At 73.7% G+C, this 16,652-nt stretch carries 11 protein-coding genes and 1 pseudogene; 8 read left to right on the plus strand and 4 right to left on the minus strand.

The window, feature by feature from the left end; all coding sequences use genetic code 11:
* The first annotated feature begins 17 nt into the window (after positions 1 to 17).
* On the plus strand, positions 18 to 371 hold the full coding sequence (locus OG802_RS01150; protein ID WP_329406248.1) for a hypothetical protein: 354 nt from the start codon (positions 18 to 20) through the stop codon (positions 369 to 371).
* Between the two features lie 14 nt (positions 372 to 385).
* On the opposite strand, the gene OG802_RS01155 is transcribed toward OG802_RS01150, so the two are convergent.
* A complete protein-coding gene (locus OG802_RS01155; protein WP_329406251.1) occupies positions 386 to 766 on the minus strand; it encodes an antibiotic biosynthesis monooxygenase family protein in 381 nt (126 codons plus the stop codon).
* Positions 767 to 882: 116 nt separating this feature from the next.
* Here OG802_RS01155 and OG802_RS01160 point away from each other — a divergent pair, with 116 nt between their 5' ends.
* Both OG802_RS01160 and rph read left to right on the plus strand, forming a co-directional pair.
* Positions 883 to 1,734, plus strand: coding sequence for a phosphotransferase enzyme family protein (locus OG802_RS01160; protein ID WP_329406254.1), 852 nt, complete (start codon positions 883 to 885; stop codon positions 1,732 to 1,734).
* A gap of 412 nt (positions 1,735 to 2,146) precedes the next feature.
* Positions 2,147 to 4,759, plus strand: a complete 2,613-nt coding sequence (gene rph / locus OG802_RS01165) for a rifamycin-inactivating phosphotransferase (protein ID WP_329406256.1) — start codon at positions 2,147 to 2,149, stop codon at positions 4,757 to 4,759.
* A 105-nt stretch (positions 4,760 to 4,864) separates the two neighbouring features.
* Here the strand turns inward: rph and OG802_RS01170 are convergent, their stop codons facing one another.
* Positions 4,865 to 5,707, minus strand: coding sequence for an endonuclease/exonuclease/phosphatase family protein (locus OG802_RS01170; RefSeq protein ID WP_329406259.1), 843 nt, complete (start codon positions 5,705 to 5,707; stop codon positions 4,865 to 4,867).
* Between the two features lie 136 nt (positions 5,708 to 5,843).
* Between OG802_RS01170 and OG802_RS01175 the strand changes: the two are divergent.
* Together OG802_RS01175 and OG802_RS01180 are read left to right on the plus strand one after the other, a co-directional pair.
* A pseudogene (locus OG802_RS01175) lies at positions 5,844 to 5,996 on the plus strand (TetR family transcriptional regulator); the annotation flags it as partial.
* A 182-nt stretch (positions 5,997 to 6,178) separates the two neighbouring features.
* On the plus strand, positions 6,179 to 7,168 hold the full coding sequence (locus OG802_RS01180; RefSeq protein WP_329406262.1) for an aldo/keto reductase: 990 nt from the start codon (positions 6,179 to 6,181) through the stop codon (positions 7,166 to 7,168).
* A gap of 112 nt (positions 7,169 to 7,280) precedes the next feature.
* On the opposite strand, the gene OG802_RS01185 is transcribed toward OG802_RS01180, so the two are convergent.
* Positions 7,281 to 7,571 carry a hypothetical protein gene (locus OG802_RS01185; protein WP_329406265.1) on the minus strand — a complete coding sequence of 97 codons (291 nt, stop codon included), beginning with the start codon at positions 7,569 to 7,571 and terminating at the stop codon, positions 7,281 to 7,283.
* A 186-nt stretch (positions 7,572 to 7,757) separates the two neighbouring features.
* On the opposite strand from OG802_RS01185, the gene OG802_RS01190 reads away from it, so the two are divergent.
* Positions 7,758 to 10,532, plus strand: coding sequence for a helix-turn-helix transcriptional regulator (locus OG802_RS01190; RefSeq protein ID WP_329406267.1), 2,775 nt, complete (start codon positions 7,758 to 7,760; stop codon positions 10,530 to 10,532).
* A 114-nt stretch (positions 10,533 to 10,646) separates the two neighbouring features.
* Here the strand turns inward: OG802_RS01190 and yicI are convergent, their stop codons facing one another.
* A complete protein-coding gene (gene yicI / locus OG802_RS01195) occupies positions 10,647 to 12,977 on the minus strand; it encodes an alpha-xylosidase (RefSeq protein ID WP_329406268.1) in 2,331 nt (776 codons plus the stop codon).
* A 448-nt stretch (positions 12,978 to 13,425) separates the two neighbouring features.
* On the opposite strand from yicI, the gene OG802_RS01200 reads away from it, so the two are divergent.
* Positions 13,426 to 14,949 carry a glycoside hydrolase family 43 protein gene (locus tag OG802_RS01200; RefSeq protein ID WP_329406269.1) on the plus strand — a complete coding sequence of 508 codons (1,524 nt, stop codon included), beginning with the start codon at positions 13,426 to 13,428 and terminating at the stop codon, positions 14,947 to 14,949.
* Positions 14,950 to 15,216: 267 nt separating this feature from the next.
* Entirely contained in the window at positions 15,217 to 16,563 is a 1,347-nt protein-coding gene (locus OG802_RS01205; protein ID WP_329406270.1) for a jacalin-like lectin, read from the plus strand.
* The last annotated feature ends 89 nt before the right edge of the window (positions 16,564 to 16,652 follow it).

The raw sequence follows: 16,652 nt of genomic DNA on the forward strand, positions 1-16,652 counted from the left end.
CCCGTAGGGTACTTCTCATGACGAAGAGCAGCGGCGAGAAGTCCGGGAAGACCGACGTCAGGGTGAGCCTGATCGGCGGTCACCGCCTGGCGGGCGCCACACTCCACGAGCGGACGCTCACCGCGTCCCTCATCGGCGGCGCCGACGTCGATCTGACGGACGTCGACATCCCCGACGGCGCCGAACTGCGCATCACCAAGCTGAGCCTGATCGGCGGTGTCCGTCTCAAGGTCCGCGACGACGTCCGGGTGGAAGTCCGCGGACTGCGTCTGGGCGGAGTGAGGGACGACGGCCCGAGCCGCCCGGGCGGGCCGAGGGTCCGGATCGACGCGTGGGGCCTGATCGGCGGAGTCGCCGTCGTCCGCTCCTGACACGTGCGCGCGGGTCAGCCCACCGCGGGGCTCCGCGGGGTCCGTTCCCGCACGAAGCCGTGACTGCGCTCCACCTTCGCCACGTGGAGCGTGTAGCTCCGGTACCAGTCGGCCCGTCCGCGCTCCTGGGCCGCGCGGTGCTCGGCGTTGTTCCGCCACTGCGTGAGGGCGTCGGCGTCGCGGAAGTAGCCGACGGTGATGCCCAGCCCTCCCGGAGTCTGCGCATGGTCCATCCCGAGGAATCCGGGGACGTCCTTCACGAGGTCTTCCATGCGGGCGCTGGTCTCGCCGTAGCCGCTCTGGTCGTCGGTGCGCACGGTGGTGAACACGGCGACGTAGTAGGGCGGTTCGTAGGCCTCGACGGGCGTGACGGGCACTTCCGGTTGATCGCTCATGGCGCCACCGTAGGGTGGGAGGCTACCGGTGATCCAGCGAGTTCCGGGGTCGGGGCTCCGGAGGCGGGGCCCGGCTTCTCGCCGTCGGCGCCGCACGGAGAAGGGGGCGGGGCGCGATGCGGGCGGCAGAGGCGGTGCGTGCGGTGGCGGCGGCGCGGTCGATCGCCGTGTCCCTCGGTCTGGCGGCCGACGACGTGACGGTTCTGCATGACTCGAACAAGATCACCGTGCGTCTGCTGCCCTGTGACGTCGTGGCCCGGGTGGCTCCCGCCGGGCACCAGGTCGCCCGGTTCGAGGTCGACCTCGCCCGGCGGCTCGCCGCTTCCGGGTGCCCGGTGGCCCGGCTCGACCCCCGGGTGGAGCCCCGCGTCCATGAGCGGGACGGCTTCGTCGTCACGCTGTGGACCTTCCACGCACCCGTGCCGCCCTACGAGGTGCCGCCCCGCGACTACGCCCGGGCGCTGGAGCGGTTGCACGCCGGCATGCGGCGGGTCGACATCCCGGTGCCGCACTTCACCGCTCGCGTCGAACAGGCCCGGCGACTCGTCGCTGACCATGACCGTACGCCTGAACTCGGCGGCCCGGACCGTGCGTTGCTCGCAGAAGCCTTGCGCGACCTCGGGCGCCTCGTCGCCGGGCACGGTGGCGGCGAGCAGTTGCTGCACGGCGAGCCGCACCCGGGCAATCTGCTCGCCACCGCCCGCGGGCCGCTGTTCATCGACTTCGAGACGTGCTGCCGTGGGCCGGTCGAGTTCGATGTCGCCCACGCCCCGGAGGCGGTCGGCAGGCACTGCGAAGGGATCGACGCGGATGTGCTGCGCGCGTGCCGGCTCCTCGTGACGGCCATGGTCACCGCGTGGCGCTGGGACCGGGACGACCGGTTTCCCGGCGGGCGCAGGATGGGCGTGGAGGGGCTCGGCCGGATCCGGTCCGCGCTCGGTCGCGGCGGCTTCGACCTGCGCGGCTGAGACGGGGCGCGGCTCACGGCCGCCTCGCCGACGCGCGCCCCGCGGCACCCGGCACCCGGCACCCGGCACCCGGCACCCGGCACCCGGAACCCGGCACGAACCAACCGGAAAACAGCCCCGGAAACAGCGAAGGCAAGGAGAAACCTCTCCTTGCCTCTCCTAAGTTATAGCGCGCCAGGGGGCTTGCCGCAAGGCCCCCGTCGGGGCGCACAATCGTCGGCCGAGGCCACAACCTGCGGAAATGAGGGCGCTACGTGCTTGTGTTGTTGTCGACGTACGGGGGACGCGGTGACGTCGGACCGACGGCGGGACCGACCGGAGGAGGACAGGCGCCCGGCAGCGCGCCGGTGACACGGGCGGGCGACGCGGTGCGGGTGCGGCGGACGGGCGCGGCGGGCGCGGGGGTGGCGCGATGAACGGGCCGTACGTGCTGGCACTCGGGGACGTCGACGCCGGGCGGATCGCGGACGTCGGCGGCAAGGGCGCGCAGTTGGGCGCACTGTCGCGGATCGACGGCGTCCTGGTGCCGGACGGTTTCTGCGTGACGACGGACGCCTTCCGGCGGATGAGGGCCGAGGCGCCGTCGCTGGACGATCTGCTCGGCCGGCTGGCGCGGGTGGCGGCGGACGACCGGGAGGCGGTGCGGGAGCTCAGCGCGCTGGTGCGCGAGACCATCGAGGAGATCCCCGTTCCCGGCGACATCGCCGCGGCGATCACCGGCGCGCTCGCCCGGACCGGTGAGCGGTCCGCGTACGCCGTGCGCTCCAGCGCGACGGCGGAGGACCTGCCGACGGCCTCCTTCGCCGGCCAGCAGGACACGTACCTGAACGTGGTGGGGCCGGCGGCGGTCCTGCGGCACGTCAGCCGGTGCTGGGCCTCGCTGTTCACCGAGCGGGCGGTGACCTACCGTCAGCGCAACGGCATCGACCACCGCACGGTCCACATGGCCGTGGTGGTGCAGCGGATGGTCTTCCCCGAGGCCTCCGGCATCCTGTTCACCGCCGACCCCGTCACGGGCAACCGGAAGGTCGCCACCGTGGACGCCGGCTTCGGACTCGGCGAGGCCCTGGTCTCCGGCCTCGTCAACCCCGACGTGTACAAGGTGCGCGACGGTGAGATCGTCGACAGGGCGATCGCCGCGAAACAGCGGGCCGTCCACGCCCGGCCCGAAGGCGGCACACAGGACGTCGTGATCGCCCCGGAGCGGCAGCGCGAGCCGGCCCTGACGGATGATCAGGTCGTGCGGCTCGTGCGGCTCGGACGGCGGATCGAGGCGCACTTCGGCCGGCCGCAGGACATCGAGTGGTGCCTGGTCGACGGCGGCTTCCGGATCGTCCAGAGCCGGCCGATCACGACGTTGTTCCCCGTGCCCGAGCGGGACGACGACGACCCTCGCGTCTACATCTCCGTCGGCCACCAGCAGATGATGACCGACCCGATGAAGCCGCTGGGGCTGTCGGTGTGGCTGCTGACGGCCATGGCGCCCATGTACGAGGCGGGCGGCAGGCTGTTCGTCGACGCCACGCCGCGCCTGGCCGCGCCCGCGAGCCGGGCCGCGCTCCTCGACCTCATCGGCAAGGGCGATCCGGTGATCAGGGACGCGCTGGAGACGGTCCTCGACCGTGGCTTCGTCCCGACGCGCCCCGACGCGGCTCCCGCCGGGCCGCCGCCCGGCGGCGCGCCCGCGCCGATCCCGGCCGATCCGGCCGTCGTCGCCGAACTCGTCGACCGCAACCGGGCCGACGTCGCCGCCCTGAAACGCGACATCCGGACGAAGACGGGACCGGCGCTGTTCGAGTTCCTGCTGGAGGCCTTCCAGGAGCACAAGCGGGTCCTGGGCGACCGGCGGAGCATGCAGGCGATCATGGCCGGCATGGAGGCCACCTGGTGGCTCAACGACACCCTCGAGGAGTGGCTCGGCGAGACGAACGCGGCCGACACGCTCACGCTGTCCGCCCCCGGCAACATCACCTCGGAGATGGGGCTGGCGCTGCTCGACGTCGCTGACGTGATCCGCCCGCATCCGGAGGTCGTGGCGTTCCTCCAGGGCGTCGAGGACGAGGACTTTCTCGACCGGCTGGGGAAGCTGGAGGGCGGGGCGGAAGCGCGCGACGCCATCGAGGGCTATCTCGACCGGTACGGCATGCGCTGCGTCGGCGAGATCGACATCACCAGGCCGCGGTGGAGCGAGCGCCCCACCACGCTGCTGCCCGTCGTCCTCGACCACGTCCGCAACTTCGGGCCGGGTGCGGCCGCGCAGCGCTTCGAGCGCGGCCGGCAGAAGGCCTCGCGGAAGGAGCAGGAGGTGCTGTCGCGGCTGCGGGCCCTGCCCGACGGGGAGGCGAAGGCGGCCGAGGCCGAGCGGATGATCGACCGGCTGCGCACGTTCATCGGCTACCGGGAGTACCCGAAGTACGGCATCATCAGCCGTTATTTCGTCTACAAGCAGGCCCTGATGCGCGAGGCCGGGAGCCTGGCGCGCGACGGTGTGCTGGCCGGGGCGGAGGACGTCTTCTACCTCACCTTCCAGGAGTTCCACGAGGCCGTGCGCTCGCGGCGGGTGGACGAGGGTCTCGTCCGGCGGCGCAAGGAGGCGTTCCGCTCGTACGAGGCGCTCACCCCGCCGCGGGTGCTCACGTCCGAGGGTGAGGCGGTGAGCGGGTCGTACCGGCGCGACGACGTGCCGGCCGGCGCCCTGGCCGGTCTCGCGGTGTCGGCCGGGACGGTCGAGGGCAGGGCCCGGGTCGTGCTCGACATGGCCGACGCGGACCTGGAGGCGGGTGACATCCTCGTCACGGCGTTCACGGACCCCAGCTGGTCGCCCCTGTTCGTCGGCATCGCGGGCCTGGTGACGGAGGTGGGCGGCCTGATGACCCATGGCGCCGTGATCGCCCGCGAGTACGGCCTGCCGGCCGTCGTGGGCGTGGAGGGGGCCACCCGGCTGATCCGGGACGGGCAGCGGATCCGCGTGCACGGGACCGAGGGGTACGTCGAGATCCTGACCGACGGGCAGCCTCCGGCGTGAGCGCCCGGCGCCGCCGCCCCGCGAGCGCGCGGGCGCCGGGGTGGCGGCGCCGACGAGTCACGGCCGGCCCGGCCCCGGACTTTCACCCGGGACGCGTGCAGGGCCTCAGGCGCGGTCCAGGTCGAGGTCGGCGTGGAGCAGGTGGTGGTCCGAGACCGGGGTGGGGCGCACCCCGTGTGTGAGCGCGGTGACGCCCCGCAGGAAGACGTAGTCGAATCTGCTGTACCAGTCGGTGGTCGGCTCACAGGCGTCCGCGTCGGTGGGCCGGCACCGGGGGTCCGCGTCCGCGGCCAGCGACCACAGCGGGGCCAGCTCCGCGGCGTCCGCACGGGCGTTGAAGTCGCCCAGGACGACGGCGTGTTCGTAGGGGGCGACCTTCGCGGCGAGCACACGGGCCTGGTCCGCGCGGACCTCCTCCTGGCGGCGTTCGGCGAGGTGGGTGTTGAAGACCCGCACCGGTCGGCCGTCGACCACGGTGGTCACCGCGACGTACCCACGGTCCTCGGAGCCGCCGTCGGGGTATTCCGCGTGGACGCGGTCCGTCATCGGCGCCGCCGACAGGATCGCCTCCCCGTAGCCTCCCGGGTTCCACGGCACTCCCCCGCACCGCGCCCAACTGCGCAGGACCATGCCGTACTCGACGTGGTAGACGAGCCCGTAGCGGCTCTCCAGGTCGTCCCGGATCCGGTCGACGTCCCGCGTGCACGCTTCCTGGAGGCCGACGACCTGGGGGGCGAACGCGGCGATCGCGGCCGCCCGGTCGACGTTGCTCTCGTCGCAGGGGTTGCAGATGTTCCAGGTCATGACCCTGTTGGCCACGACGTCGCGGGCGGCGCCGGCGGGCAGGGTCCGCGTGGCGGGCGCGTCGGCCGGCACGCTCGGGCCGACGAGCACCACGCACAGGACGGTCACCACGCCCGCGAGCCATCGCGCGCCCGTATTGAGCACCGCAGCCTCCTCCCCGCGGACGCGGGCCGCGTCCGCCACACCCGTGGACGAGGCTATGCGAATCCCTCCGTCGGCGACACACGCCCCGGTCCGGCGCCCGCGCCGCGGGACGGGTCTGAGGTGGGGGCGGCCGCGGGCCGCCGCCTCCGGTGAGATCCGCGCCGGTCTGGACGCCTGCCCATTCATGCGGGGCATCGGAGACCTCTGCATCGGCGCCGGCAGCGACCCCCGCTACGACGCGCGCCGACTGGTCGCCCTCCCTGTGGCGGGCCTGCGCCGGACCGGCTGACCCGGCCGCTTGCGCTGGAGTGCGCTCCAGGTCGTAGCGTTGCGGACATCGCGGCGCTCGAGGCCCGTGTCACCCGGTCCCCCTTCCGGAATTGCCGGGCGCGGGAAAGCGTCGCCCAATGGACGACGGGGCTTCGTGGCGTCCGCACACCGTACGAGTGGCAGGAAAGGCTGGAACACGGCATGCAGAAGCGCAGTCTGCGGGACCTCCAGGTGTCGGCGATCGGCCTGGGGTGCATGGGGATGTCCGCCTTCTACGGAACCGCCGATCAGGAGGAGGGCGTCGCCACCATCCGGCGGGCCCTCGACGTCGGGGTGAACTTCCTCGACACCGCACAGATGTACGGCCCCCTCACCAACGAGTCGCTCGTCGGCGAGGCGGTGCGCGGGCATCGCGACGAATACGTGATCGCGACGAAGTTCAACTACCGGATGGACGACGCCGTACCCGGCGACATCACGACGGTCGGCGCGCAGGACGGTTCGGCGGAGCATGTGCGCAGCTCGGTGCACGGCTCCCTGAAGCGCCTGGGCACCGACCACATCGACCTGTACTACCAGCACCGGGTCGACCCGAACGTCCCCATCGAGGAGACGGTCGGCGCGCTGGGCGAGCTCGTCGCCGAGGGCAAGGTGCGCGGCATCGGCCTGAGCGAGGCGAGTGCCCAGACCATCCGGCGCGCCCACGCCGTGCATCCGGTGACCGCGGTGCAGAGCGAGTACTCGCTGTGGTCGCGGGACGTGGAGGCCGAGGTGCTGCCCGTCTGCCGTGAGCTGGGCATCGGCTTCGTGCCGTACTCGCCGCTCGGGCGGGGTTTCCTCGCCGGGCGCTTCAGCTCGCCGGACGAGCTGGACGCGAACGACTGGCGCCGGCAGAACCCCCGCTTCCAGGACGCCAACCTGGAGGCGAACCTGCGGCTGGCCGCGAAGGTGAAGGAGATCGCCGCCGAGAAGGACGTCCTTCCGGCGCAGCTGGCCATCGCGTGGGTGCTGGCGCAGGGCGATGACCTGGTGCCGATCCCGGGCACCAAGCGCCGCACCTACCTGGAGCAGAACGCCGGCGCCGTCGACGTCGAGCTGACCAAGGACGACCTGGCCCGTATCGACGCGGAACTTCCCGAGGTCGCGGGCGAGCGCTACGACGAGGCGGGGATGCGCTCCGTGGACCGGTAGCCGTGCCGTCGACCGGTGGCCGTGCCGTCGCCTGCGGGCGCCGGTCGCCTCGGCCGCCCCCTGTCCTGCGAGCCGGTCGTCGCGTGCCGTCCTCGGCGCGGCGGCCGGGGGTTCAGGACCCGTCGGCGGCTTCGGCCGCGTCCTGCGCGCCGGCGGCCTCGTCGCGCGCGATGCCGAGGAAGCGCCGGATGGTCTCGACCCGCATGTCGAGGCCCTCGGAGGCGGACTCCTCGTCGCCGAACACCTGCACCGCCTCGGCGACCGCCATGGCCAGTTCGACCTCCGCCTTGCGGACCTTCGCCTCGGCCTTGTCCACGGTGTCCACCACCGCCAGCTGACGGCGCTGCTTCTCCTGGAGTCGCTGCTTGCGGGAAAGGGCTCGTTCGGCACTCTGCACAGACATGAGCAAGATCATAATCAGTCGGGCGCACACCCGTGAAATCGCCAACTCGCCTGCTGCGGGAAGGCTTTCGCGGGCCCGGTGACGTCCGGGTGGGGCGGGTGGACGCCGACGGCGGCTCCCCCGGCCGGGGCGCGGAATACGTCCCCTTTGCCTGGTTGTGATCGGCAGCCACTATCGTGCCGTGTCATGTCCGATGATCCGCGGGGCGAAGCGCCCACTCCCGTCCGCCGCGCACAGGGCGACGCACGTCCGTTGGCGGGCCGTGAGGCGGAAGTCGGGGCGCTGGCACGCGCCTTGGCCGATCTCGCCGGGACGGGAGCGGGGAGGTCCGTCGCGCTCGTCGGGGAACCGGGCATCGGCAAGAGCGCGTTGACGTGGGCGGCGGCGGCCGAGGCCCGAGCCGTCGGCATACCCGTCCGGACCGCACGCGGGAGGACCGCGGAAGCGTCCGCCGGCGCCGGGGAACCGTGCCTGACCGGGGTGCGCGAGGTCGCGGCACGCGCGGCGGAGGGCGGGCCCCTGCTCGCGGTGGTGGAGGACTTCCACCTCCTTCCGTCCGGCAGCCGGCTCGACGTGGAACGGCTGCTGAGGGCAGCGTCCACCGGTCCCGTGCTGTGCCTCATCGCCTGCCGGCAGCGCCAGTTGGCGCCCTGGCACGCCGAACTGCTCTCGCGTGCCGGGTCCGCGGGCTCACTGGAGGTGTGGGACATCGGCCCGCTGTCCCGCGAGGAGGCCGGTGAACTGCTCGGGGACCACCCGGACGCCGAGGAGATCCACCGCGAGGCCCAGGGCAACCCGCAGTACCTCAAGGTGCTCGGCAGCCGCGGTCAGGACGCGGCGGCCGCCTCGACGGCCGTCCTCGGCGAACTGGCGGGACTCGACGCCGACTCCGTGGCGGTCCTGGAGGCGGCGGCGGTTCTCGGAGAGCCGTTCCGGCCCGAACTGCCCGCCGCCGTCGTCGGTTTGGACGTCGCCGCCGCTGTCCGGGCCCTGGACACGCTCACCCGCGTGGACCTCGTCCGGCCCGCCGAGCCCGCCCCGCGGCTCGCGCTGCGCCACCGGGCGGTCGGCGACGTCGTGTACGAGCGGCTCGCACCCAGCCGCCGCGTCATCCTGCACCGGCGAGCCGAATCCGCGCTGGCCGAACAGGGCGCACCCATCGCCAGGCGCGCCCACCACGTGGCCCGCGCCGCCGACCCGGACCGCCCGGAGCACGCGCTCACCCTGATCGCCGCCGCACGCGAGCTGTTGTACCGCTCCCCCGCCGTGGCCGCCGGTCACCTGGAGGCGGCGCTGCCGATCCTGCGCCCGGGCGAGCCGCACCGGCACGAGGCCCAAGTGCTCCTGGCGCGGGCCCGGTTGCTGACCGGGGACGCGGCCGAGAGCCGTGAACTGCTCGACGCCCTGCGGTCGGCCATGCCCGACCGGTCGGGCGAGGCGGGCGCGCTCGCCGACTCCAGCCGGATCGAGCGGACCCTGGGCCGGTACGCCGAGGCCGGCGCCCTGGCCCGTTCCGGGCTCGCCACGCTGGCCGGCGAGGACGCGGCGATCGCGGCCGCCCTCCACACCGAACTGGCCGACCACGCCTACGACCTCCAGGAGTACGTGAGGTCCCGGCATCACGCCGAGACGGCCGCCGTCATCGCACGGCAGCACCACGACCGGGTCGGCGAGGCGCAGGCGCTGGCGCAGAGCGCCCTCGGCCATCTGTTCACCGGCGACCTGGCCACCGCGCAGGAGCGGACGACCACCGCGGCCGCGCTGATCGACGCCGCGCCCGACAGCGCCCTGCTCACCAACCTGAACGCCTCGCTCCAGACGGGCATGACCGAAGGGATGCTCGGCCGGCTGGTCGACGCCGAACGGCACCTCACGCGCGCGGCGGCCCTGTCCCGGCGCACCGGCCAGACGTACGTCCAGCCGCACATCCTCACGGTCCTGGCCAACACCCATCTGCGGCGCGGGAATCTGGACGACGCGCTGGCCGCTCTCGACGAGGTCGGCCACCACACCGCGAAAGGGGCCGGTCCGGCGGAGGAGGCCGTCAGCTCGATGGTGCGGGCCGAGGCGCTGTCGTGGCGTGACGGTCCGGGCGACCAGGCGCGGGCACAGGAGTCCGCCGCGCGCGCCCTCGCCGTGGCCGGCGCCTCGCCGACCGCGTGGGCGGTCACCGTCCGCTGCTTCCACGCCGAGTGGGTGCAGCGCACCGGCGACCCGGCGCGCTCCCGCTGGCTGCTGCTGGACGCGGCGGGCGGCGCCGGGCTGCCCCGGCTCACCGTCTGGCGCAAGCCCCGCTGGTGCGACGCCCTGGCGCAGGCGTCGCTCGCGGTGGGCGACCGGGCGGCTGTCGGAGAGTGGGCCGAGCTGGCCGAGCAGTGCCTCGAACAGCTCCCGTCGCCCGGCCGCCGGGGGTTCGCCCTGCGCGCCCGGATGCGCGCCCACGCGGCGGCCGGGCGGACGGGGCAGGCGCTGGAGCGGGCGCTGGAGGCGGCCTCCGACTTCTCGCTCGGCGGCGAGCGCGTCGAGGCCTGCGTCACTCTGCTCGCGGCGGCCGAGCTGTCCCTGGACGCGGATCGCACCGACGGAGTCGCCGCATGGCTGGACGGCGCCGGGGTCCTCGCCGACCAGTGCGGCTCGGCGCGGCTGCGGGGCGAGGTCATCCGGTGGCGGGCCCGGCTCGCCGCGTGCGCCGACGCGGCGGACGCACCGCGTGTGCTGCCCGCGCTGTCGGCCCTGACCGCCCGCGAACGGGAGATCGCGAGTCTCGTGAGCACCGGCATGACCAACATCCGGATCGCCGAGAGCCTCTTCCTCAGCGTGCGGACGGTGGAGACCCACCTCGGGCAGGTGTATCGCAAGCTCGGCGTGTCGAACCGCACCAGCCTCGCCCGCATGCTGATGAACGGCGCCGCCCCCGGCGGCGGGCCGGTCCCGGAGTCCCGGACGCGGCACGGCCGTTGAGCGGTACCAGGGCGCTGCCCGCCGTCGACCGTCGCGGGGCGTGAGGGCCGGGAGACGGGGAGAGACGGGGGGAGCGGCCCCGCGTCCCCTGCGTGCGCAGCCGACGGCCGGGCGTCAGGACGGTCTCCCGTGCGGGGCTGTGGCAGCGCCGGGCAGTGCCTCGCAGGGGAACTCCGCCGTCCCGGTCCCCGCGGCCGCGAGGTGCAGGGCGCCGTCCGGGCCGCCGAGACGCAGTCGCCAAGGGTGCGGGCTGTCGGTCGTCACCCGGATCAGGTCACCGTCGCGGCGCACCTGGAAGCGGGCCGTCTCCCCCGGCCCGTCCGGCCGGGGGATCACGAGCGTGCGCCGGGCGCCGTCGGCGAAGGCGTGTACGCGCAGTTCGACGTCCTCGGCCCAGGCGGAGACCGGACGCCGGTCGTCGGCGGCCAGCGCGATCACCGAGTCGGGGCGGGCCAGCAGCGGCAGCGTGTGGAAGTCGTGCCGCTCGCGCACCCAGGCCGGGCCGGTGACGCGGGCGCCGGTCAGGACGTTCGTCCACACGCCCTCGGGCACGTGGTACTCGACCGTGCCGTCGTCGGTGAAGACGGGGGCGACGAGCAGGTCGTCGCCGAGCATGTACTGCCGGTCGAGCAGGGCGGCGGTGGGGTCGTCGGGGAACTCCAGCAGCATGGCGCGCATGACCGGGACGCCGGTGGCGTGCGCCTGCTGCGCGGCGCGCTGGAGGTAGGGGGCGAGGCGGTGCTTGAGCCGGGTGAACTCACGGGTGACGTCGACGGCTTCCTCGCCGTAGTCCCAGGGGACGCGGTACGACGAGCTGCCGTGCAGACGGCTGTGCGAGGAGAGCAGGCCGAACTGCGTCCAGCGCTTGAAGACGGTCGGGGTGGGAGTGCCCTCGAAGCCGCCGATGTCGTGGCTCCAGAAGCCGAAGCCGGACAGGCCGAGGGAGAGGCCGCCGCGCAGCGACTCGGCCATGGCGCCGAAGTGCGAGTCGCAGTCGCCGCCCCAGTGCACGGGGTACTGCTGGCCGCCCGCGGTGGCGGAGCGGGCGAAGAGCAGCGCCTCGCCCTCGCCGCGCTCCTCGCGCAGCAGTTCGAAAACCGCCTGGTTGTAGAGGTGGGTGTAGTAGTTGTGCATCCGTTGCGGGTCGGAGCCGTCGTGCCAGACGACGTCGGTGGGGACGCGCTCGCCGAAGTCGGTCTTGAAGCAGTCGACGCCCTGCGCGAGCAGGGCCCGCAGCTTGCCGGTGTACCAGGCGCGTGCGGCGGGGTCGGTGAAGTCGACCAGGGCCATGCCGGGCTGCCACATGTCCCACTGCCACACGCTGCCGTCCGGCCGGCGCACGAGGTGGCCCGCGCGCCGGCCCTCCTCGAACAGCGGCGACTTCTGGGCGATGTAGGGGTTGATCCAGACGGAGACCCTGAGACCGCGTTCCTTGAGCCGGGCCACCATGCCCGCCGGGTCGGGGAAGGTGCCGGGGTCCCAGTCGAAGTCGCACCACTGGTGGCCGCGCATCCAGAAGCAGTCGAAGTGGAAGACGCTCAGCGGGATGCCGCGCTCGGCCATGCCGTCGACGAAGCCGTTCACGGTGGCCTCGTCGTAGTCGGTGGTGAAGGACGTGGTCAGCCACAGGCCGAGCGCCCAGGCCGGCGGCAGGGCCGGGCGGCCGGTGAGCGCGGTGTAGCGCTCCAGGATCTCCTTGGGGCTCGGGCCGTGGACGACGAAGTACTCCAGCGACTGGTCCTCCACGCTGAACTGGACCTCGCCGACCGCCTCCGAGCCGACTTCGTAGCTCACCCGTCCCGGGTGGTTGACGAAGACGCCGTAGCCGCGGTTCGTCAGGTGGAAGGGGACGTTCTTGTAGGCCTGTTCGCTGCTCGTCCCGCCGTCGGCCTGCCAGACGTCCACGCTCTGGCCGTTCCTGACGAAGGGGGTGAACCGCTCGCCCAGGCCGTACACCGACTCGCCGACGCCCAGGGAGAGCCGGCCGACCATGTGGTGGCGGCCGTCGGCGTCGGTGACGAACCCGGTGCCCCGCTCGCCCGAGGAGGTCAGCACCCTGCCGTCCGCGACGAATTCCAGCCGCCACGGCTGCGAGGAGTCGACGCGCAGGGTCAGTTCACCGGAGGTCAGCTCCAGCAGCGGCCCGTCGCGGCGGACCTTGCCGACGCCCTCGTCGGCGAACCGGGACCCGGACAGCGCGAACTCGGGTCCCCGGCGCACGGAGCCGGCGTGGTGGGTGGCGCGCACCCCGATGACGCCCTCGGCCGGAGACCAGCACTCCACGGTCAGCAGCGGGCTGTTGAGCGTGCCCCCGCGGCCGGTGATGCGCCGGACCGGGGCGTACAGGGTCAGGCGGTCCGTGCCCACGTGCGCGTCCGCCACCTCGGCGGCGAAGCCCGGCGTGCGGCCCGGGCGCATCAGCCAGCGGCCGTCCGTGAACTTCATCGGGCGGGCTCCCCCGTTCGCACACGGCGCGCGGTGAGCGGCCTCCGGCGCCAAAGGCGCGTGTCCGCGCGGGTGCGGGCCGGCCTCGTGCGGTGGTCGGCGAGCCGCGCACGCGGACCGGCGGCGGACGGGGACGGAAGGGCCACGAGGCTCACCCCTAACCGGGAGGATGCGAAGGTGTTGAAGCGCTTCGACGCTCCCATCGGCCGAGCGGGCCTGTCAATGACCAGGCCGGAGGGAAGTTCCGCTTTCCGCGCCCTCTTGTCTCCTCAGAGACCTGTCATTAGCGTGGGGCGGCCAGGTGAAGCGCTTCGACATGACGGGGAGAACCACCGTCCGGACCCGCCACCGGCAGCCGACCGCCGCCCCCGGTGACGTCGGCGGGACGCCGGGCCGGCACCCGGCCACCGCACGTGACGCAACCGCACGAGACGAAGGAATCGCCCGCGTGTCAGACGAGTCGCAGACGGCCGCCGCCGTTCGCCCCGCCACGTTCGCCAACCCGGTGATCCCCGGATTCCACCCCGACCCCAGCGTGTGCCGCGTGGGCGACGACTACTACGTCGTCTGCTCCAGCTTCGAGTACTTCCCCGGCATCCCCGTGTTCCACAGCCGCGACCTGATCCACTGGACGCAGATCGGCAACGCCCTCGACCGGCCGGACCAGCTGCGGCTGACCGCCGACGCGCCGTCCTCCGGCGGCATCTACGCCCCCACCCTGCGCCACCACGACGGCCGCTTCTGGCTGATCGTCACCCAGGTGTCCGACGGCGGCAACATGCTGTTCACCGCCTCCGACCCCGCCGGGCCCTGGTCCGACCCGGTCCGGCTGCCCGGCGTCCACGGCATCGACCCGGACCTCGCCTGGGACGAGGACGGCGCCTGCTGGTGCACCGTCGCCGGGGTGTCCCAGGTGCGCATCGACCCGTACACCGGCGAGACGCTCGGCACGCCGCGCCGGCTCTGGTCGGGCGCGCCCGACGCCAAGGCCCCGGAGGCGCCGCACCTGTACCGGATCGGCGACTACTGGTACCTGCTCATCGCCGAGGGCGGCACCGAGCGCTGCCACGGTGTGTCCGTCGCCCGCGGGCGCACGCCGGGCGGCCCGTTCGAGCCGTGTCCGGCCAACCCGATCCTCACGCACCGCGGCACCGACCACCCCGTCCAGAACACCGGTCACGCGGACCTGGTCCAGGGGCCCGACGGCTCCTGGTGGATGGTGGTGCTCGGCGTGCGGCCGCGCGGCGGGACACCGGGCTGGCACGTGCTGGGCCGCGAGACCTTCCTCGCGCCCGTCGCCTGGGCGGACGGCTGGCCGGTCGTCGCCGGGGTGGGGTCCGAACTGCCCGCGCCGCCCTGGCCGTTGGTCCCCGGGCCCGTCGAACCCGTCCGGGACGACTTCGACGGGAGCGGACTGCGGCCGCAGTGGATCTCGCTGCGCGACCGCCCGGCCGAGCATTGCACCACCGAGGAGCGGCCGGGCTGGCTCACCCTGCGCGCCCGGGGCGCCTCCCTGGACGACCCGGACGTCGTGTTCGTCGGCCGCCGCCAGCAGCATCTCGCCTGCCTGGCGCGCACCCGCGTCGACCCGGCACAGGGGCGCGGCGGCCTCGCGGTCCGTCTGGACGAGCGCCACCACTACGAAATCGAGGCCCGCGACGGGGAGGTGCGCGTGCTCAGCCGCGTGGGACCGCTGCGCACCGTCGCGGCCTCCCGGTCCGTGCCCGCCGGGCCCGTGACCCTGGCCGTGCGCGTCACCGGCGCGCCGCAGGAGGACTCCCGCAGCGGGCCCGACGTCCTCACGCTGGGCGTCGAGGATCCGCGGGGCACGTTCACCGCGCTCGCCGCCCTCGACGGCCGCTACCTGTCGACCGAGGTGGCCGGCGGCTTCACCGGCCGGGTCATCGGCCTGTACGCCGCGTCCGGCGACGTCCACTTCGACTGGTTCGACTACGAGCCGCTCCCCGCCTGAACCGCACGCGGCGCACGGCCGCCGCGACGCCGCCCGACGCCGCAGCCGCCGCAGTCGCCGTCCGAAGACGCGCGTCGCCGGCCGGGGGTCGGCGGCGCACCGCGCCAGGGGTTCACCCCGCGGACACCGTCCGGCAACCCCCTTCGGGCCCGCTGGATCAGACCACGCGGTCACATCTTGATCTCCCTCGACACAGCCGGCGACAGGAGGGGGTTACCGGCGGTACGTTCCCGCTGGCCCTCCCCCACTTCACAGGAGCTCCCCTTCATGCGCCGTCTTCTCACCTGTCTCGCGGCGGCGGCCGCGGCCTGCACCGGATTCCTCACGACCGCCTCTCCCGCCGTCGCGGCGGACCCGGCCGCAGGGTCCTTCAGCACCCTCACCTACAACGTCGCGGGCCTGCCCGAGATCATCTCCAGCGCCTCGACGCCCCGCGACACCAGCACCACGGCCATCGGCCGGCGCATCGCCCCCTACGACATCGTGCACGTCGAGGAGGACTTCAACTACCACTCCTACCTCTACGCCGGCGACACCGCACACCCCTACCGCACACCCACCAGCGGCGGCGCGGGCATCGGCAGCGGACTCAACACCCTGTCCAAACTCCCTTACGACGCCGACGACTTCGAGCGCGTCCGCTGGAACTCCTGCCAGGTCGACTCCGGCGACTGCCTCACCCCCAAGGGGTTCACCTTCCTGCGCCACCGCCTCGCCGAAGGCGTCTACGTCGACTTCTACAACCTGCACACCAACGCCGGCACCAACCCCGGCGACCTCGCCTCGCGCGCCGACAACCTCAACCAGCTCACCGCCTTCATCACGACCCACTCCGCGGGCAACGCCGTCGTCGTCATGGGCGACACCAACACCCGCTACACCCGCAGCGGCGACACCATCGCCGAGTTCGCCGCCGCCAACCGCCTCACCGACGCCTGGGTCCAGCTCGTGCGCGGCGGCACCCCGCCCGCGAAGGGCTCCGACGCCCTCGTCTGCGACCAGAGCGGGCCCACCGTCCCCGACACCTGCGAAGTCGTCGACAAGATCCTCTACCGCGGCAGCGCGGCGCTCTCCCTGCGGGCCACCGCCTACGCCAACAAGCACGCCGAGTTCCTCACCGACACCGGGCTCATGCTCTCCGACCACGACCCGGTCAGCGCCGGCTTCACCTGGACCCGCAACCCCGCCTACCGGCTCAGCGACCAGTTCGGCGGCCCCCACGGCGACTACTTCACGGACATCGACGCCGTCCCCGCGGGCGCGGCCCCGGTCAGCCTCTCGCTGCGCAGCGGGACCCGCGTCGACGGCGTCGGCGTGACGCTCGGCAACGGCCGGGTCCTCAGCCACGGCGGCACCGGCGGGACGGTGTCCACGCTGACGCTCGGCAGCGGGGAGTACGTCACCTCCGCCCAGCTCTGCCAGGGCCAGAAGAGCGGCCTGACCCGGATCTTCTACGCGAAGTTCACCACGAGCCTCGGGCGGAGCCTGGCCGGCGGCACCGCCACCTCCGACTGCGTGACCCGCACCGCGCCCGCGGGCTGGCAGCTCGCCGGATTCCACGGCCGCGCCGCCGACGAGCTGGACAAGGTCGGCTTCCTCTACACCGAGCGCTGACCCCGAAGCTCCCCCGCCGGAAAGCGCGGCGACGGCCCGAGGACCGTCGCCGCACCGGGGCCCGGACGCTTCGGGGTGAGACGCTCCGG

This window comes from Streptomyces sp. NBC_00704 (assembly GCF_036226605.1).
Taxonomy (GTDB): Bacteria; Actinomycetota; Actinomycetes; order Streptomycetales; family Streptomycetaceae; genus Streptomyces.

Coding starts and splice junctions, on each gene's coding strand:
- OG802_RS01150 (WP_329406248.1), top strand. CDS start 18: ATGACGAAGAGCAGCGGCGAGAAGTCCGGGAAGACCGACGTCAGGGTG.
- OG802_RS01155 (WP_329406251.1), bottom strand. CDS start 766: ATGAGCGATCAACCGGAAGTGCCCGTCACGCCCGTCGAGGCCTACGAA.
- OG802_RS01160 (WP_329406254.1), top strand. CDS start 883: ATGCGGGCGGCAGAGGCGGTGCGTGCGGTGGCGGCGGCGCGGTCGATC.
- rph (WP_329406256.1), top strand. CDS start 2,147: ATGAACGGGCCGTACGTGCTGGCACTCGGGGACGTCGACGCCGGGCGG.
- OG802_RS01180 (WP_329406262.1), top strand. CDS start 6,179: ATGCAGAAGCGCAGTCTGCGGGACCTCCAGGTGTCGGCGATCGGCCTG.
- OG802_RS01185 (WP_329406265.1), bottom strand. CDS start 7,571: ATGTCTGTGCAGAGTGCCGAACGAGCCCTTTCCCGCAAGCAGCGACTC.
- OG802_RS01190 (WP_329406267.1), top strand. CDS start 7,758: ATGTCCGATGATCCGCGGGGCGAAGCGCCCACTCCCGTCCGCCGCGCA.
- yicI (WP_329406268.1), bottom strand. CDS start 12,977: ATGAAGTTCACGGACGGCCGCTGGCTGATGCGCCCGGGCCGCACGCCG.
- OG802_RS01205 (WP_329406270.1), top strand. CDS start 15,217: ATGCGCCGTCTTCTCACCTGTCTCGCGGCGGCGGCCGCGGCCTGCACC.